Raw genomic sequence first — 20,236 nt, 5'->3', positions numbered from 1 at the left:
TAATTGCAGATTGACACTCAAGTTACATTTCATTAACTTATGTCTTATATAAGACATGAAGGGTAATGTAGAAATGAGTAACGCGTTTTGTGTAAATGAGCCAGAATGGAACGATATTAAAGCCGCTGACATTACTGAGCAGCCCTTTTTGTCGGATGATAAGACACTTATTGTCCCCACCCAATATGGTGAGTTGAGTCTAAGTATTAGTCAGTTTGGTTTACGCATTCAAAGTGACGTAAATGCAGCAGATGATTTTGGTATGCTTACTCAAGCGCCGGAGAGGCTATCGCTAGTACTTTCCGGTGACCAGTCTCACAGCACCCTGGTAGCAGGCGACTATCGATTAGAAGTTTTTGCCGCACCTCTTCATTTCAAGCTGTATAAAAATGACGTTTTAGTTCAGCAAAGCGCCACCGACGGCCACTTTGTACGTCAGCATCGCTTGCCGCCATTCGCTAAAACCGACAAAGGTTGGTTAGTAAGTTTAGAGCTTAGCTACGACGAAGCCGTTTATGGTCTTGGAGAGAAATGGGGCAAGCTTGATAAACGCGGCCAGCTAATTCGCTCATACAACCACGACGCTTTAGGCGTAAACGCCGAAAAGTCTTATAAAAACACACCTTACGCATGGAGTCCTGAAGGCTGGAATTTGTTTGTGCACACTCCAGCCCCCGTCACCCATGGAGTCGGCTACGCACTTTGGTCACAGCGAGCTTACGTGTGCTTAGTTGAAGATAACATACTCGACATGTTCTTGTTCCATCAAGACTCGCCAGCTAAATGCCTTCAAACCTACAGTGAGTTAACAGGCTTCGCACCAACGCCTCCAACATGGAGCTTAGGTGTAATCCTGTCTAAAGCGTATTATAAAGACGCCGACGAGCTACTCGCCGTTGCCCGCGAAGTGCGCGAAAAGAATATGCCTTGCGATGTTATCACCCTTGATGGTCGCGCATGGCAAGACACTGATACCCGCTTTGCTTTTGAGTGGGACCCTAAACGCTACGCCGATCCTCAGCCGGTTATTGATGAACTTAAAGCGTTAGGCTTTAAGATTTGCGTATGGGAATACCCCATGATTTCAGTGAAAAACCCCCTTTACAAAAAGGCGGCCGAAAAGGGTTGGCTGATAAAGGACAAACGCACTGGCGAAGCGTACCGCTATGCGTGGGACTTAAGCCCATTTGGCGAAGTACTTACGCCTTTGCCAGACTCAGGTATTTTAGACTTTACCCACCCTGAAGCTTACGAGTTTTGGAAAACGTCGCACAAACCTTTATTTGATCTTGGTATAGATATGATAAAGGCCGACTTTGGCGAACAGTTGGAAGACGACAATATGCTGTCGTATAGCGGTGATTCAGGTAATCGTCTACATAACGTTTACAGTATGCTTTACAACCGCTGTGTGTACGAGGCTGCCGACGCTTACTGCAAAACAGGTCCTTTCCTATTTAGCCGTTCAGCTTGGACAGGAAGTCAGCGCTACCCATCACAATGGGGCGGTGACCCGCAAGCCGACTGGCATGGCCTAGCCGCAAGTATTCGTGGCAGTTTGTCCTGGGGTATGTCAGGCGGGCCGTTTTTCGCTACCGATATAGGCGGGTTTTACAAAGACACCCGAGATGCAGAACTTTACGTAAGATGGGCACAAGCGTCAGTGTTTAGTGCCCACATGCGATTGCACGGTATTGGCCCTCGTGAACCCTGGTCCTACGGCGATGCCGCTTCCAATGCAGTATTTGAGGCCCTTAAGCTAAGATATAAGCTTATTCCATACCTAAAGCAAACCGCAGAAAAAGCATCACAAACAGGACTTCCGGTTCAGCGCGCCATGGCGTTAGCCTTCCCTGAACAGCCGCTTTCGCATGGTTTTGAACAACAATTTATGTGCGGTGATGACCTACTTGTTGTGCCTTGCGTGGTGCCCGGCGGAAAAATTAAATACTACTTACCAAAAGGTGAATGGATACGTTTTGGTACCGAAGAAGTCGTGCAGGGTGAGCAATACAGAGAAGAAATACTTGCGCTTAACGATGTGGCGGTGTTCATCCAAAAAGGCAGTCGCATTGTAATGGGCCCAGATGTTCAACATACCGATATGGATATGTCGAACACCACACATTGGCCAGCGTAGCGCATAGGAGCAGTTCATGGATATCACCCTTACCCTATTGTCATGCATGGCATTTATGGCACTAGTTGCCGTTATTTCTTACATGAAAACAAAAGGGGAAGTAAACACGCAAGACGGTTACTTCCTTGCAGGAAGAGGGTTGACCGGCACTTTTATTGCTGGGTCCATGATCCTTACCAACCTTTCCGCAGAGCAGCTTATTGGATTAAATGGCTCTGCCTTTGGGTATAACTTAAGCGCTATGGCGTGGGAAGTTACCGCTGGTATCTCTACCATTATTATGGCGCTTATTTTCTTGCCTCGTTACTTAGCTGGCGCTTTCTCCACCCTACCTGAGTTTTTACGCGACCGTTTCGACGATAGCGTTCGCAGAATGACGGTAGTTTTGTTTATGGTGGGGTATTCGTTAGTTACCATTCCATCGGTGCTTTACTCTGGCTCTATTGCCGTGCTTAGGCTTTTTGATGTACCCGGGCTTTTCAACGTAAGCTATGAGGTGGGACTGGTACTTACCATCGTCATAGTCGGTACGATTGGCGCTCTCTATGCCATTTTCGGTGGTTTAAAAGCGGTAGCCGTATCAGACACGATTAATGGAGTTGGCCTTTTAATTGTGGGTTTATTGGTTCCCGTTCTTGGCTTGGTGGCCTTAGGCGACGGCAGCTTTAGCCAAGGTCTATCTACTATTGCTACAACGGAAACTGAAAAGCTCAATGCTATAGGTGGTCCCGACGACCCTGTTCCTTTTGGTACTATTTTCACGGGTATGATTTTAGCCAATTTGTTTTACTGGGGTACTAACCAATACGTAATTCAGCGAACCTTAGGCGCTAAAAATCTGGTTGAAGGCCAAAAAGGGGTGTTGTTCTCTGGCTATTTTAAAGTGCTTGTGCCCTTTATGATGATGTTACCAGGCGTGATTGCTTATCACTTATATCAAGACGAAAATCTTCAAACTATCGACCTTGCCTACCCTCATTTAGTTAAAGATGTACTCCCACAGTATTTGTCAGGTTTCTTTTTAGCAGTATTGCTTGGTGCGGTGTTTAGCTCTTTTAATTCACTGCTTAACAGTGCTGCCACCCTATTTTGCTTAGACGTATACAAACCCTTCAAAAAAGACAAAGTGAGCGACGAAAAGCTTATTCGCGTTGCCAAGATCACCAGTATTGTTATTGCTGTGCTCTCTTTTATCACGGCGCCGCTGCTTATGTTTGCCCCTGAAGGATTGTGGCAAATCATTCGCATATTTACCGGCTTTTACAATATTCCCGTTATCACTATTGTGCTTGTTGGCCTATTTACAAAACGCGTTCCTGCGCTGGCGGCAAAAGTCGCGATTATCTTCCACGCAATTGCCTATGGACTGCTTAAGTTCGTATGGGAAGTCGATATTAACTTTATCCATATCTACGCCATTTTGTTCGCTATTGAATTGGCTATTATGTTGACTATAGGCAGGCTCTACCCAATGACTACTCCATGGCATTTCACTGCAAAGGCTGAAGTCAATATGACGCCATGGCGCTATGCCATTCCCTGCGCCATCGTGCTTGTTGGCCTTATCGCAACGCTTTACCTGATGTTCTCTCCTGTAGGCTTTGTGAATGGACTAAGCAACGCGTTTGTCCCTGCTTTAGTCGGCTTGTGGGCAACATGTTTCGTGGCAATTGGTATAAGTCTGAAATGGTGGCGAGTAAAGTATGAGCAAGGCTTGAAGCGCCTTGCTTCTCAGCACGCCTAACTCTTCTTCGTCATTTTTGTATAGAAAAAACACAAGAAAATTAACATAACGTTTGCAAACAGCTTAACAATTGTTTAACTTAATTGCTCTTATATAAGACATCAGATGCAAGATATCTTTTATATAGAAGACCGTATTTATAACGCTATTGAATTTTGCTACTGAAAGAATAATACGCGTAGCGCTGTACCCTACGCAGCCAGAATAAAAAACGAAACGCCGATTACTTGCTCAAATGCTTTTGTATCCAAATAAAGGTAGCAAGGTGTAAGTGAGGGCGTGATAAGCGAAACACCCTGGAGAACAACATGAATACAAAGAGATCACTCATCAGCAAGGCGGTAACCCTTGCTATGACATCTGGATTGCTACTTCACACCAATGCATTTGCGCAAGAGGCAGATACAGAGCAAGTCGACGCCTCAAAAGATGATAAATCATTTGAACAAATTGTCGTTACATCGCAAAAGCGTGTTCAAAGCATCAGCGATGTGCCCGTTGCTGTATCAGTGTTACGCGGTGACCAGATAGAATCTGCCTTTGCTAACAATGTTGAAAATCTACAAGCGCTTGTGCCTTCTGTGAGCTTCCGCAAAGGGACAACAACTCGAAATTCAGCCTTAACCGTTCGTGGTATTGGAACAATTTCATTTAGTATCGCCGCAGAGCCAAGCGTAGCCACGGTGGTAGATGGCGTTGTATTAGGGCGTTCTGGTCAGGCGTTTGCCGATTTGTACGATGTAGATCGAATTGAGGTATTACGTGGTCCACAGGGTACTTTATTTGGCAAGAACGCCTCTGCTGGTGTGGTAAACATCACCACAAAAGATCCTTCTCAGGAGCTCACAGGCAGTCTTTCTACCGAGTTTTATCAAGATAACGAATACCGTTTAAAAGGCACAGTAAGTGGTGGCTTAACCGACGACCTTTCAGCCAGCTTAACCGTCTTCCAAGGTAAATTCGACGGCTATATCGACAACGTTTACAACAATGAAAAAGTAAACGGTTATGACCGTGAAGGTGCCCGTGCAGTTGTGGTTTACGAGCCAACCAATGATTTAAAAGTAAAGTTCATTAGCGAAATTTACAGCGCGGATGACGACTGTTGTGCTGATTTAGAAGGCATATCTAGCGGTCGAAATCCCGACTCAAAGGCAGCGCCAAACAGTGAGACCATTGCCGACGGTATCGATTTAGAGCAGCGTCAAATTGATCATGACTTCGAATCTCGCACTATTGACGACCACTCGGCCTTCTCTGTACAAGTTGACAAAACCATTGGTGACTACACCTTCACGTCGATCACTGCCCAGCGCTCATGGGAAAATACAGAATTCCGCGAAGGTGATTTTACGTCTATTGCTGGCGACAGCGACCAGCCAGTATTTGGAGTGCCGTTTCAGCTGCATGACGTAGGTGAGCAAGAATGGAGTCAGTTTTCTCAAGAATTCCGTGTTGCCTCGAACCTAGCAGGTCCCTTTAACTTCCTTGCTGGTATGTTCTACTGGAACATGGATTCAGAGCGTAACTTCACTCGTGATGCAAGTTGCCAAAACAATAACCTTCAACTTGACCAAGCACTGACGTTCTATGCGCAGAATAACCTGTCTGGAGATGCGCTGACAGACGCACTTTCTGACCTAGACGCTTACGCTAATTCGCTAGGTGTGACATGTAATGCCAACGACATTGTGTCTGCCACGGCATTCATGAGCACTGAGTTTAATAACTGGGCCGTTTACGGAGATGGCACCTACGACTTAAGCGATGACTTACGCCTTATCTTCGGACTTCGCTATACCGATGATGAAGTGTCTTACACTCACCGTCGTATAAGTAACGACGAATATGGACGCCGCGGTGTGGGCGTTCGCCCTGCGACCGAGAACACCGATGCAGAAGGTGTGGTAGATGAAACCAATTTGTCTGGCCGCCTTGGTGTTCAATACGATCTCGACCAAAATCAAATGGTTTATGCAACCTATTCTCAAGGCTACAAAGGCCCTGGTTTCAATGTTTACTATAACTTCAACCCAGAGAATGACGGACGCCCTATTGGCGCGGAAGAATCTGACGCTTACGAAATTGGCTATAAGTACGCAAGTCGCGATCTACTTTTAAATATCGCGCTATTTAGCACTGACATTGAAGGCTTCCAAGCAAACAATTTTGATTGTTCTGACGGCGCATGTATTACGCGCCTTACCAATGCTGGTGATGTGACGACCCAAGGCGTTGAAGTAGACTTTATGTGGAACGCAACCGACAACCTAACATTAATCGGTGGCGCTGCGTACACCAAGGCTGAGATCGATAGATTTAATTGTCCTGAAGAGGCAGAGTGTACCGACCGTTCGGGATTGGATGTTCCATTCTCACCTGACATGAAATACTCACTGTCAGCGGAGTACTTCATGGAAACAGAGCATGGTTTTGACGTTTACTACAACGCGTCTTACATCTATACCGATGAACAGTACTCTGACTTGCCAGGCAACACGGGTGAATTCAATCCTCACTCATTGTTACCTGACTACAGCATGCTTAACGCAAGCGTTAGCTTCTCATTCAAAGACGATGCCTTCCGCGTATCTTTGATTGCGAAGAACTTGCTTGATGAAAGCTACGCGACCACATATAGCGGCGACAACTTCCGCTATCAAATACCGCGCGATGCAGATCGCTATTACGGCGTAGCATTTAAAGCAAGGTTTTAATCTCGTTATAAATTAAAAAACGTGTGTGTTGAAAGGGGCGTGTGAACGCCCCTCTTTTTTGCACAACTACAGACTGTTAGTCCCTGAAAATCAAAACAAACGCCTTTGACCAAATAATAGTATTAATTTATCTCTTCGTGCTGGTGTTCATGAGAGTGGGCGTGTAAATGGTCATTATCATCACGACATGGCTCACCCGGCAACTCAAACTCTATCGTGGTATGAGCAAGTTCAAAGGGGGCTAAACGCTCGTGAACTTCCTTTTTGAGTGCTCTCAGTTTGTCATTGTCTATTGCACAGTTTATTACCACGTGTGCAGTAAGCACGTGCTGCTCTCCGTCAAGCGACCAAAAATGTACATGGTGAATTTCTTCAACGTGCTCGATTTTCAAAAGCGTGTTGCTAATAGCACTCCTTGTAGCCAAGTCAGGTACGCCCTGTAGAAACAAAGACATGGTCTGCACAACATACCGAACAACATTGACCAAAATAAATAGCGTAAAACCAATAGATAAAATTGGGTCAAGTATAGGCCATTCAACAAAATGGAGCACAATGGCTACTACCAGTACCGCTACCCACCCCATCGTGTCTTCAATTAAGTGCCAGTTAAGCACCTTTTCATTCATCGAATGACCGCCGTGGAGTTTATAAGCTGCAAATCCATTCACGACAATACCTAGGATCGCTAATCCAATCATACCCTCTGTAATGGGCATTTCGGGGTTAGATAAACGAGGGATGGCCTCAGACAACACCCAAATTGAGCCAATCACCAAGATAACGCCGTTGATCATAGCTCCCATAAGGCTTAGCCGTTTGAAGCCATACGTATACTTTTCGGTAGATGCTTTATTCCCGAGCTTACTTAAATACCACGCCAGACCTATGGATAGAGAGTCTCCTAAATCATGAACAGCATCTGCCATTATGGCGACACTGTTAGTAAGCCAACCCCCGATGAATTCAATAATAGTAAAGATGAAATTTAGCCAGAACGCCCATCCAATGCGTGTGGAATCTGTGCCTAGCGCTTCAGCATGCGCACCGTGGTGATGGCCGTGATGCTGACCTTTATGATGATCAGAGGCGGAAGTGCTGTGATTGTGGTGATGCATAATAACAACTCACATGAGATCGTATATTGAGCTTAACGTGATGTGTACCCAGGTGCGAACAAAATATCGAGCACAGGTCATTAACAAGTCCCTGAGATAATTTGTAAACAGTGAGTGAAACAAGCACCTTTAAATTTTAACCCACCCTCCAATACAACCTTATCTTATTGTTTTATTTGAAAATAAACGAAGATCAACAAAAATAAGACCGACAGCCAAATGTTAATTTTTTGAGAACAGTATTGATCTTTATGTGTCAGTCGCTTAATGTAATGTAAGCGCTTTCAAACAGCCATTTTTATTTGACCTAAATTGTAAGCGCTTACAAAAAGCTTTTTACGTGGCATTTGCCACTACATAAAAACCCAATTTCTTTAGATCAGGGCTGAAAACAATGACGAAAAAAGCATCTCAACTTTCGCGGATAGCTGCCGCGATCTCAGTCGCAACCCTATTTGGCTGTGGAGGCGGAGCAACCACATCTACAGACATCGACGTTGTTGATCCTGCGGCACCCGTTTCTGACTGGGAGCTGGTATGGAGCGACGAGTTCGATGGGAACAGTATTGACGATGACAACTGGACTCACGAAGTAAACTGCGACGGTGGCGGCAATAATGAATCTCAGTGTTATACCGACAGCGAAGACAATTCATTTGTGTCTGACGGTAGCCTAAAAATTGTTGCTCTACCCGCGGAAGAAGGAGCGCAAAAGCCTTATACGTCAGCCCGTCTAAACACGCGCTACAAAGCAGACTTTAAATACGGCCGTATTGAAATGCGTGCTAAATTACCCTCTGGTCAAGGCAGTTGGCCGGCGTTTTGGATGATGCCTACTGATGAAGTTTACGGTGGCTGGCCACGTTCTGGCGAAATTGACATCATGGAAGCCGTAAATCTAAAGGCACTAGATGCCGACGGCAATCCTGAAAGCCATATTCACGGCACCCTTCACTATGGTCAAGAATGGCCAAATAACGATAGCTCAGGCAAAGCCTACTCGCTTCCTGATGGAGCGAATCCAGCAGACGACTTTCACACCTACGCCGTTGAATGGCAAGAAGGCGAAATTCGCTGGTACATGGACGATTACCTTTACGCTACGCAGCGTCGTTCAGAAGTTCGTTATAACGCAAACGGTGACGCAACTGGACTTTCTCACCGCGGCTGGTATGCGGAATACTTTGAGCAAGGCACAGGTGAGCTAACCACTCACTGGGACAATGCGCCATTCGATCAAGAATTCTACATTATCCTTAACTTTGCAGTAGGTGGCGACTGGCCAGCTAACGTAAACGAAACAGGTATTGATGCTGAAGCGTTTGCCGAAGGTCAGACTTACGAGGTCGATTATGTTCGAGTGTACGAATGTGCATCGAACCCAGACACCGGCAAGGGCTGTGAAACTGTTCGCCCAGGTTACAACTCACTAGACGATGCATTAGTGGAAGGCGAGGCGCCTATCCCTTCACCACCGTCAACCGGTGTTGCACAAAACCTTACTATTTTCGACGGAACACTTAATCCAAACTGGCCTGCGTGGGACTGCTGTGGTGGGTCAACACCAGCACTCGTTGAAGATGCCGAGCAAGGACAGGTTTTCGAATTTGCTATTAATGAAACACCTACGGTAATGGGCTTTATCAGTCGAGCTCAATTCATTACCGACCCAGAAGGTGAAGCGTCTCCGTTTGATGCATCTCCAATGGAAGAAACTGGCAGTGTTAAATTCGATCTGAAAGTTACATCGCTGCCTGCAAATGCGACAACTAATTGGCTATTTAAGATTGAAAGTTCTGAAGGTTCAACTGCCGCAGAACTTCCACTGATGGACGGCTATGTAGGACCCGCAGACACCGCTGGTGCTGCGCCTGAACAGGGTGTGTGGGAGTCTTACGAATTTCCACTTAGCGCGCTTGCAGCAGCAGGCTTAGATACAAGTGCTATCGATGTCATCATGGTTTTCCCTGCGTGGGATACCGGCAATGGAGCAGTGTATCGCATGGCTAACGTAGAAATTTCGCAAGAAGGCGGAGCTAGCTACCCAGAATTAGTCATCTTCGAAGATGGGCAAAACCCTAACTGGCCTATGTGGGACTGCTGTGGCGGCTCTACCCCTACTGAAGAAATGGACAACGAAGAACACGGTCTAACTGCAGAATTTCGAATTGGCGCAGAACCGACTGTAATGGGCTTTATCACGCGTCCTGAATCTGGCGGCGGTGACACCCCGTTCGATGCTACAGCACTTACCGACGGTGGCTTATTGCAGTTTGATATGCGCGTAGTGAGTGCGCCTAGTAACGCCGAAGCATCTTGGATATTCAAAATCGAGTCTAATGGCGCATCTACTGCTGTTGAATTGCCACTTTCTGATAGCGTTGAGGGTCAGGAGCCTGTGGAAGGTGAATGGCAAACCTACACATTTACTGTTTCAGAATTGCAGGCACGTGGTTTGGACGTGAGTGCTATCGACGTCATTATGGTTTTCCCAGCTTGGGGCACAGGTGAAGGCGCGGTTTATCGCTTAGACAATGTGAAATTTTACCACCCTGATAGCGGCGAAGATGCGTCAGGTGCGGGCATCACGCTCTTTGCTGATACAGCAGCTGAACAATGGTCAATCTGGGATTGTTGTGGTGGCTCAACGCCAACTGAAGAAGTAGACGACGCGGAACACGGCACAGTAGCAGAATTTCGCATTGGCGCTACACCAACGGTGATGGGTTTCTTAGCTGATGAAACCGTATCATTCGATGCTTCATCACTACTTTCAAATGGCGCGATTAAGTTTGAAATGAAAGTAAGCTCAATGCCTAACGACGCCTCTGCACCTTGGTTGTTCAAAGTAGAGTCCATTAATGTCTCTTCTGCTGTTGAACTTCCAATGTCGGCCAGCTTGGAAGGTGCTGATCCGGTTGAAGGTGAATGGCAAACCTACACTTTCCCACTACAAACCCTATATGACGCAGGCTTAGATATCAGCGCTATCAACGTCATCATGATGTTCCCAGCATGGGGGCAAGGCGAAGGTGCAGTTTATCGCATCGACAATGTAGAAATAGCAGCACAGTAACAAAGCAAATGCCGCTTTAGCCTTTAAAGCGGCAGTGACCAATTGATAAGAATTAGTAGGGCAATTATGAAAAACACACCATTTAAAAAGACCCAGCTTGCCACATCAATGGCTTTGTTGATGGGCTCTACCCTAGCTCTTCCCTCTTACGCACAAGAATCAGAAGCGGTAACACCGGCAGAGGGCGAAGTTGAAGTTATTCAAGTAAGCGGTATTCGCGGCAGTATGATCCGCTCTATGGATTTGAAACGCAGCTCAAGCGGCGTAGTAGATGCCATATCCGCTGAAGAACTAGGTAAATTTCCTGATACCAACCTGGCTGAGGCACTTCAACGCATTACAGGTGTAAGTATTAGTCGTTCAAACGGTGAAGGTAGTGAAATTACCGTTCGTGGTTTTGGTCCTGAGTTCAACCTAATTACCCTGAACGGTAGACAAATGCCGGGGACGGGCTTTACCCGTTCCTTCAATTTAGCCAACCTTTCTTCTGAAGGTGTAAACACGCTTGAGCTTCAGAAGACCGCCCGTGCAGAAAATCCCAGCGGGGGACTAGGTGCAACGGTAAACATTATTACCATGAAGCCGTTGGCGCAATCAGGACAAAATGCCACGTTTTCAGTGAAAGGTATTTACGACTCGTCTAACGAAGCGGGTGATGACGTAACCCCTGAAATTGCTGGTGTCTACAGCAACACGTTTGCCGATGACATGTTTGGATTTGGTCTGTCATTCTCTCACCAAGAACGTGACTTTCAGCAGCAAGCGGCAAATATTCAAGGCTGGCAGCTTCAAGAAAACGCTGCACTACCTGACTTAGACCCTGAAAATGTGGTTGATAACCGCACCAATATTACCGACGCTGCGTTCTTCCCTAAAGACATGAACTACAGCATTACTGACGTTCAGCGTGAGCGTTCAAACGCCCAAGTTACCTTCCAATTTCGCCCAGTTGACGATTTTACGGCAACGATAGATTACACTGCAACACGAGCCACTACTGGCACCAACACAGTGGGATGGGGTATTTGGAATAACTTTGGCGCTAATATCAATGCGTACGAATTAGACGAAAATGGTACAGCAGTCTACGCCGATATTAGTGGTGACGACGGCTCGTTTACTGCCAGTCGCGAAACCACGCGAGTTGACGCGCGTTCAATTGGTGTAAACTTAGACTGGGTAGTGTCTGACGATTGGCATTTCCGTCTGGATTACCACGATTCTTACAACGAGATTGATAACGGTTATGACAAAGGTTTGGGTAGCTCTGGCCAAATTATACTGGGCTCAAACCAGCTTGAGTCAAAAGTTTACGACTACAGAGCAGGCGAGATTCCACAAGTTTATGTGAACTGGAACAACGGTACGAATGAAATCTTACCTAGTGAAATTGACTCTAACTTCAGCCAATTCATTTACTCACCAGGTCGCTCTGATATTGAGCAACTGCAGCTTGACGGCACGTGGTATAACTCAGCTTTCGACATACCACTGGTTAAAATTGACTTTGGTTACGCCCGAACAGAACAAGCATTGACGGGTTTTGAAGCGTGGAGCGGACTACGCGGCGGCCCGGGTTTTAGTCCATCTTTCACAGAAATTTTCCCAGACAGCATGTTTATTCGCAATGACACATCAGGCTTCCTAGACGCCTTTGACGGTGGCGGCGCAGGCATGAATCCGGGTTACTATTACACCTATGATTTTGACGAAGCCATTGCCCGTCAACTTGCTTTCATTACTGGTGATGTCGTTGGCGAGAGTAACGCTTACTCTATCGACCCTTACTTCAGCGGTGCGCCTTCTGTCAGTAACGTAGAGGAAATTACCGACTCTATTTATGTTCAGTCAGAGTGGGACTTCGAGGTCGGTGATTATTACGTGCAAATAAATGCTGGTGTACGCTACGAAGAAACAGAAGTGCCAAGCTCTGCGGAGGTTCGTGTACCTGTGCAGGTAAATTGGGTCGCAGCTTCTGAGTGGATCACGCAGTTTGAAGACGAGCTACAGGTGCAAGACTTTACTGGCGAATATGACATTTTATTACCCATGTTCGACGTAAAAGTAGATGTGACGGATGACATTGTTGCGCGTTTCTCTTGGGGTAAATCAATTACCAGAGCGCCGATTGGCTTGCTACAAGGTGGCTTGGCATTCAGTGGAAGCCCTAAAATTGGCGCGAGAACCGCATCGGCGGGTAACACCAGCTTGCTACCGTTCGAGTCAACTAACTTAGACCTTTCATTTGAGTGGTACTACGACGAGTCGAGCATGCTTGCCGTGGGTTTATTCAGAAAGTCGGTTGAAAACTACATTACAACCACAGGTCAAGATCAGCAGTTCGAAGGTTTACGTGACATATATCAAGGCCCTCGCTGGAACGAAGCCGTGACCGCATTAACGGCAGCTGGTGAGCAAGCCACCGATAGCGCTATCTATAATTACTTTATTGATAACGGCTATGCTGACGAAAACGGTGTTGTACCCCCTAATGCGGACGACCCGTTAATTACCTGGCGTACCACACAGCCCGGTAATTCCAGCGATTCAAAAACGGTTGAAGGTATTGAGCTAGCTATACAGCACACGTTTGGCGACACTGGTTTTGGTTTCGGCGCCAACGCAACGTTAGTTGACGGTGACGTTGAATACGATCCTTACAACCTGAACGAGCAAGACCCGCTAGTAGGTATCAGTGACTCGGCCAACTTCCAAGTGTTTTATGAGAAAGAAGGCCTTTCTGTGAAAGTGACCTATGCATGGCGCTCAGACTATGTTGTGGGTATTGGCCAAGCACAAGGTTCTTCAGATAACCCAGCAACTCAGTTCGACACCTTTGGTCAAGTTGATGCCAGCATCAACTATGATGTGAATGAGCACCTAACTGTCTTCCTAGAAGGCGTAAACATTAACGACGAAACAGAGCGTGGCTACGGCCGATTCGAAGAGCAATTCTTATTTGCTCGTCAATACGGACCCCGCTACACGCTAGGCGCTAGATATACTTTCTAAGTTGATAGAGCAATAATACTAAGGGCCTTTTCAGGCCCTTTTTTGTTTTAGCACGCTAGAATTATCAAACTTTTCTTCCAATATTTGATAACCTCGCTAAACAAGCTCAGGTACGAGTAATAAAAGAAGAAGAAGAGTGAAGTATAAGAAGTGTATTAGCGTACTAGTGCTATTTTTGTTGGGAATAAACAATACCTTCGCATCTGACGATGATAGATATTTCCAAGCGTATTCCCAAATTATAGGCAGTAAACCCGACAGTGAAGAAGAGTTAACGGCATTAGTCTCTGACTCTGATACCTTATCTGAACAGTCATCTCTTGCATCTGTTTACATTGCTTTACTGCAATCTATGGTTGATCATCCCACGGGATTCGAAGAGTACAAACTTGCCCCGAAAGACCACTTAAAAGATATAAAGCGTTCACACCCAGCGTTGTATTTCAGACACAACATTCTGTCAGCTTATAACCTCGCCATTCAGGAAAAGTGGCGTTTAGCTCATAGCACTATTGACGAAGTAATAGCGTTTGCCAACGACAATGACCCTGAGCTTTACTTTGACGCTATTGCGACTAAATCCATCTTTCTAGCGAGAATGGGACTAATTAGAGCATCCCTAAACTCAGGCGCGAAAGTGTTAGGCGAACTGCCTTCATTAACCGAAAAACGCTTCTTTGGAGACGGTGCAATAGAAAACATGGAGCTTGAGATAGGGCTCAATATGTCTTACTTAGGGGAGAATAAGCGTGCTTTAGAATTGTGTTCTCGTGCAGAGACCTTTTTTTATACTAGGCCTTTGTCTAGCCCCCATCGGTATTACCAAATTGCCCTAGACTGCCAACGAAGAAGCCTCGATAACTTAGGTCGAATAGATGAGGCTTTCGACATGCTCGAAAAATACACCGAATACGCTACATCCATTGAGGACTGGAATACCTACACCTATGGACTAGTTTTAAAAATTGAATATTTCTATGCTCTGGGCAAAGTAAAAGAGGCACATGAATTAATTGAAAAAACTAAGAGTTTCATATCCTTACTACCGACCTCATACGATACTAACACTTTTCAAATTTCTCGATTCAAAGCACTAGTAGAACAGAGTGAGTTTGAAAGAGCTAACGCGTTATCAGCTTTAATTATCGACAACTTGAGTGACGAGTACAGCTCACCCGATTTACATTGGGCACAATTCAAATCTATTCAGTCTTCTCTTTTCGAGCAGCTGGGGAACAAAGAGGCTGCCATTTCAGCATTGCGAGACAGTAAGAACTTTTATCAATCTCTTTACTATCAAACTGACGACAGAAAAGAACTGTTTAGCGACTATTATGAAAGTGCGTTAGCTGAGCGAAAACTACAACTCTTAAAACAACAGCACGAATTATCTCAACTGGAACTTGCAAACAGCAACAGAATGAATCTAATTCTTACTGCTGGGGCGCTGACTTTATTAGGACTTTTAGCCCTCATTAGCTATCTATATGCTGTCCAGCGAAGGTTGAAAAGAGAACAGGAAACATTAGCGACCGTAGATACGCTCACAGGCGTTCGTAATAGAAGAAGTTTACTCGGCGCAGTGCAATTAGAGCTAAATGAAGCAAAGTCATATAAAAACGACTTATCTTTGGTGTTAATCGATTTAGATAACTTCAAAGAAATCAATGACAACTATGGCCATGAGTGTGGGGACGATTTACTCAAAGCCTTTTGTGAACACGTTTCCAAGTCCATTAGAAAAACAGATACATTTGGACGTTATGGTGGAGAGGAGTTCATTCTGTGCCTTCCTAACACGTCGGCTGCCGAGGCTAAGGAAGTTGTTAGCTCTATCCTTGATAGTTATCGAAAAGTACGTATTACGCCAAATATCAGCGCACAAACCTTTTCTGCTGGCATTGCGCAGTATCAAACAGGGATTGAAACATCGAATCTCATTAAGCAGTGTGACGAAGCGCTTTATGTCGCTAAAAGGTTTGGTAGGAATAGAGTTTGTATTTTCAGTCAGGATGACTAAGAAAACCAAAGAATTGAACGCCAATAAGTCGAGTGTACTACAGTATTAGAGTCATCAGACTTTAACACTGTAGTAACTAGTTTTAGCTACGGTCACTCGCGCGTTTCAAGCGACTGTTTTCGCTTATCCAATATTACTCGGTAACGGGCGTTCCATCCTTATTAAATTTCGCTATTTCGGCGCCAGAAGACTCCCATTCTTCCTTTTCAGCTTTAGTGGCTTTGGGTGAGAACCAGCCAACGTAGGCGTAAAATATCCCTATTAGGGGCGCCGTCCAACAAGCAAAGGCAAGAGGGATGTACAGCAGGTTCTCTAAGTTTGCGCCAGAAATACCCAAGCCAAGAGCAGATATCACAAAAGCACCACCGGCATTCCAAGGGATGAGCGGTGACATTAACGTGCCCCCTTCTTCAATGCCACGGGACAGGTTAAGCGTGGAATAACCCATGCCTCTATAAACGGGTGAATACATTCTTCCCGGCAAGGCTACCGACAAGTACGGGTCGCCAGCCACCAGATTAGTAGAAAACGCCGTACCAACCGCTGCTATCTGTGTACCAGCAAAGGTTTTCGCTTTGCTCTTTATTGCATTGATAATGCTTCTTAGGCAGCCTGTCGTTTCTAACGCTCCACCGAAACCAAGCGCAATCAATACCAATGAAATAGTCCACATCATTGACTGAACGCCGCCGCGATTAAGCAAACTATCTATTTCAACAATATTCGTTTGGATGGCATATCCGTTATTTGCATAATCGAAAACGGCTTGCAGACTCTGACCTTGCATAAACATGGCGAAAGCTCCTCCCACAACCGCTCCTGCAAATAACGCAGGAAGGGGGGGAATTTTCTTTAAGGCTAACCCCATAACAACAAGCGCTGGCAATAACGCCCACCCCGTAACGGTAAAGTTATCTTCTAATGCACTGGTGATACCTGCAATTTTTGCAAATGAGACGCTCTGAGCATCGATAACGAAGAAGCCGACGCCAAGGTAAATCAGAAATGCGAGCACCATGGCAGGGATTGTCGTTGCCATCATATTCTTGATATGTGAAAACACGTCGGTACCTGTAACCGCTGGAGCAAGGTTTGTGGTATCCGACAGCGGCGATACCTTGTCTCCGAAAAAGGCGCCTGAAACTACTGCTCCCGCCGTCCAGTACATGGGGATATCGAATCCTTCACCGATACCCATTAATGCTAAACCAACGGTGCCTACGCTGCCCCAACTTGTGCCTAAAGAAACTGAAACGACTGCACAGATAACCATACCCGCGGCCAGAAAAATTTGGGGAGACAGGGTCTTTAACCCGTAGTAAATAATGGTGGGTACCGTACCGCTGGCTATCCAAATACCTATGATCATCCCTACAACAATAAGTACACTTACCGACGGCAACGCAACATGGATAACTTTAAAGATTCCTGCCCGCACTTCTTCCCACGTTAGACCAAGATAAGTACCAACAAAACTTGTTAATGCTATGCCAATGGCAAGCGGTATATGAGGCTCAAACACGCCGAAGTAAAATATCTGGGTGCCGAGGATTAAAAGCGTCAATACAACAGGTGTTAACGCAAGTAAGAGACTTGGTGTTGCACGCTGTTCATCTGTCATTTTACTACCCTGTAATTTTCCCGAATGACAAGAATGAATGCAGGACGGAAACACGTCTTATCTACTTTCATCTCACCAACGATTGTTGTTTATATTACAGGTTGGCTACGGGATGAACTGCATAATAGATCGATAAACGGAAGGCTCAAGGTCGGTGCAAACAAAAAAAGCCGCCAGTTTTTGAGGTTGGCGGCGTTGTTTTTTCTAGTAGCGTTGAGAGCTACTTACTGTTTAGTTTTGGCAACTTATACTCGCCGATTTGTCAGCCTCAGGGGTAAACTGAATATCTGCCACACTCAAGCTAGCCTTCCCTGAACTTCCCAGCTCAAACGGCACAACAAGGCCGGTAAAATCGATACCTTCATTAACAAAGCACTGTAGGTCAATACTTATGTTTGTCCATGTGTCAGCTGGCATTGCCTTTAGCTGCTCGCTAATATCAATTTGAGTTGAACAGCTGCCCGCTGCGTCTCCCTCGCCTTCACAGTTCATGCCTACCGTTACAGGTGCATTTATGTCTGAGTGACGACTAACGTTAAAGCTTAGGGCACCATGCGTAAGTAATTGCGCACTTAAATCTTCACGGAAAAAGCTCTTGCTTGCAAAACGCATAGCGGCGAACTCAGTGCCATCGAAAGTGATTTTACGCGCATCTTCCTGCACTTCCTTATCAACCGTACGATAAGTAATAGCTCCAACAGTATGCGTGCTAGCGTTCACTGCCAGAGAATCATCACCAGAGTAAAGCCATAATACCCAAGGTGCCTCAACCGAGCCCTTTAGAATTTCCATCGGCTTGTTGCTGTCAGTACTGACTCTAATTTCAGTATTTAGCGTATCGCTTAGAACGTTGTCATCGCTGTACGTTAAGCCGAAGCCATAAGGCAGCAAAGGTTCATAGGTTTCATCGCCCTTGTTAACGATCTGCTGAGGCTCTGACGGCCACGAGAAAGACAGCTTGCCTTTAAAGTCCTGCTCACCAAACAAAACGTCTGCCACCGCTGCACCTTCAGAGCCAGGAAGCCAAGCTGCAACAAATGCATCAGATGCATTTAGCTCTGCGTTAACCCACATCGGACGGCCGCTGATAAACACCGACACCACGGAAATTCCCTGAGATTTCAAGTTTTCGAGCAACGCTAGATCCGTCTTGCTACCGTGTTGATACATTAAGGTTTCTCTATCGCCATGACCTTCTGCATAAGGCTCTTCACCGAACACCACTATGGCGACATCAGGTTTAGTTTCAAAGCTACCGTCAACCGATAGCTGTACGTTACCACCTGCATTTTCTACATGTGCTTTAATACCGTCATAAATAGAGCTGCCGCCAGGGAAGTCATCGTTGGTATTATTTGTGCCTTGCCACGTAATGCTCCAACCACCTGATTGCTTGCCGATGTTATCCGCACCATCGCCCGCTACCAATATGCGTTTGCTTGCAGAAATCGGGAGGGTTTTATTTTTATTTTTCAGCAGTACCAGAGACTCGCGCACCGCTTGCGCCGCCACTTCTCTATGCTCTGCCTTACCAATAAGCGAACGGTCGCCAGATAACGGGCGGTTTGCCGGGCTTGGCTTTTCGAAAAGTCCAGCGCGTACTTTCACTCGAAGAATTCGGCGTACCGCATCGTCAATACGCGACATAGGAATGATGCCATCGTTTACTTGAGCAAGAGTGTTGTCATACAGCACCTTCCAATCGTTTGGCACCATAAAAATATCCAAGCCTGCATTGATGGCCTGTGCACAATCTTCGTTGTTGCAACCTTTAACTTGCCCATGACCGTTCCAGTCACCGACTACAAACCCGTCAAAGCCCATTTGCTCTTTAAGTACGTCGGTTAGTAAGTATTTATGACCGTGAAGCTTCTCGCCATTCCAGCTATTGAACGACGCCATAACAGACTGCGCGCCCGCCGTTAATCCGCCCACATAGCCTTGGGCGTGAATATCAAATAACGCTTGTTCGCTGGCAACATTGTCACCTTGGTCATCACCGCCAACCGTACCGCCGTCACCTACAAAGTGCTTTACCGTACTAATTACACGCTGGTCGCTTAAGAAGTCTTTGTCAGCTGCCCCTTGAAGACCTTTAACCACAGAAGCAGCATACTCTCTAACAATGGCTGGGTCTTCAGAATAGCTCTCGTAGGTTCTGCCCCAGCGATCGTCACGTACCACAGCAACGGTAGGCGCAAATACCCAATCGATACCTGTCGCCATGACCTCTTTAGCTGTAATGTGCGCAATCTTCTCTACCAGTTCAGGGTTATTCGCCGCGCCTAATCCAATGTTGTGAGGAAACAAGGTTGCGCCTATAACATTGTTATGACCGTGAACAGCGTCTGTCCCCCACATTGTAGGAATTGTCGAGCCGTCCAAACTGTCATCGATGGAAGCCTGATAAAGCTTTTCTGCAAGTGCTACCCAGTCTTCTGGTGTGGCGTGCTTGTCGTTATTAGGGAATGCACCACCGCCGTTAAGATAAGAACCAAATCCATATTTGCGCATATCTTCTACCGTGATATTGCGAATTTCAGGCTGGATCATCTGCGCAATTTTTTGCTCGATAGTCATGGTAGACAGAATTTCTTCTACCTTAGTTTCGACAGTAGCGTTTGTTTTAACTTCAATATCCAGTTTAGGCCATACCTCGCCCGCTTTGTTTGGCTGTGGCTCAACATCATCGACTGAAGCCGTATTTTTTTCAGCTGAACATGCACTAACTAAAACGCCAACCAATGCACCGGTAACAACTTTCGCGATTATACTTTTTCGCATTATT

Annotated in this window: 9 protein-coding genes; 6 read left to right on the top strand and 3 right to left on the bottom strand. The window is 45.9% G+C overall.

What is annotated here, in order from left to right; all coding sequences use genetic code 11:
- Nucleotides 1-73: 73 nt before the first annotated feature.
- The 3 genes from MHN02_RS01230 (at nt 74) to MHN02_RS01220 (ending at nt 6,601) form a co-directional block, all read left to right on the top strand.
- On the top strand, nt 74-2,140 hold the full coding sequence (locus MHN02_RS01230) for an alpha-xylosidase (protein ID WP_239244226.1): 2,067 nt from the start codon (nt 74-76) through the stop codon (nt 2,138-2,140).
- A 16-nt stretch (nt 2,141-2,156) separates the two neighbouring features.
- Nucleotides 2,157-3,884 (top strand): solute:sodium symporter family transporter, encoded by a 1,728-nt coding sequence (locus MHN02_RS01225; protein ID WP_239244224.1) that lies wholly within the window; start codon nt 2,157-2,159, stop codon nt 3,882-3,884.
- A 308-nt stretch (nt 3,885-4,192) separates the two neighbouring features.
- On the top strand, nt 4,193-6,601 hold the full coding sequence (locus MHN02_RS01220; RefSeq protein WP_239244222.1) for a TonB-dependent receptor: 2,409 nt from the start codon (nt 4,193-4,195) through the stop codon (nt 6,599-6,601).
- Nucleotides 6,602-6,723: 122 nt separating this feature from the next.
- On the opposite strand, the gene MHN02_RS01215 is transcribed toward MHN02_RS01220, so the two are convergent.
- Nucleotides 6,724-7,719 (bottom strand): cation diffusion facilitator family transporter, encoded by a 996-nt coding sequence (locus MHN02_RS01215; RefSeq protein ID WP_069945134.1) that lies wholly within the window; start codon nt 7,717-7,719, stop codon nt 6,724-6,726.
- A 394-nt stretch (nt 7,720-8,113) separates the two neighbouring features.
- Between MHN02_RS01215 and MHN02_RS01210 the strand changes: the two genes are divergently transcribed.
- The 3 genes from MHN02_RS01210 to MHN02_RS01200 all read left to right on the top strand — a co-directional run bounded on the left by MHN02_RS01210 (nt 8,114) and on the right by MHN02_RS01200 (nt 15,827).
- Nucleotides 8,114-10,795 carry a glycoside hydrolase family 16 protein gene (locus tag MHN02_RS01210; protein ID WP_239244220.1) on the top strand — a complete coding sequence of 894 codons (2,682 nt, stop codon included), beginning with the start codon at nt 8,114-8,116 and terminating at the stop codon, nt 10,793-10,795.
- Between the two features lie 66 nt (nt 10,796-10,861).
- Complete coding sequence (locus tag MHN02_RS01205) at nt 10,862-13,807, top strand: TonB-dependent receptor (protein WP_239244218.1); 2,946 nt, start codon at nt 10,862-10,864, stop codon at nt 13,805-13,807.
- Between the two features lie 136 nt (nt 13,808-13,943).
- Nucleotides 13,944-15,827, top strand: coding sequence for a GGDEF domain-containing protein (locus tag MHN02_RS01200; protein WP_101566247.1), 1,884 nt, complete (start codon nt 13,944-13,946; stop codon nt 15,825-15,827).
- Nucleotides 15,828-15,960: 133 nt separating this feature from the next.
- Here MHN02_RS01200 and nhaC read toward each other — a convergent pair whose 3' ends face one another.
- Nucleotides 15,961-17,448 (bottom strand): Na+/H+ antiporter NhaC, encoded by a 1,488-nt coding sequence (gene nhaC / locus MHN02_RS01195; RefSeq protein ID WP_014951141.1) that lies wholly within the window; start codon nt 17,446-17,448, stop codon nt 15,961-15,963.
- Between the two features lie 231 nt (nt 17,449-17,679).
- Complete coding sequence (locus tag MHN02_RS01190; protein WP_239244216.1) at nt 17,680-20,232, bottom strand: exo 1,3/1,4-beta-D-glucan glucohydrolase; 2,553 nt, start codon at nt 20,230-20,232, stop codon at nt 17,680-17,682.
- Between the last annotated feature and the right edge of the window lie 4 nt (nt 20,233-20,236).

Source organism: Alteromonas sp. CNT1-28, assembly GCF_022348345.1.
Classification (GTDB): domain Bacteria; phylum Pseudomonadota; class Gammaproteobacteria; order Enterobacterales; family Alteromonadaceae; genus Alteromonas; species Alteromonas macleodii.
This window is presented reverse-complemented; position numbering and strand designations above follow the sequence as displayed.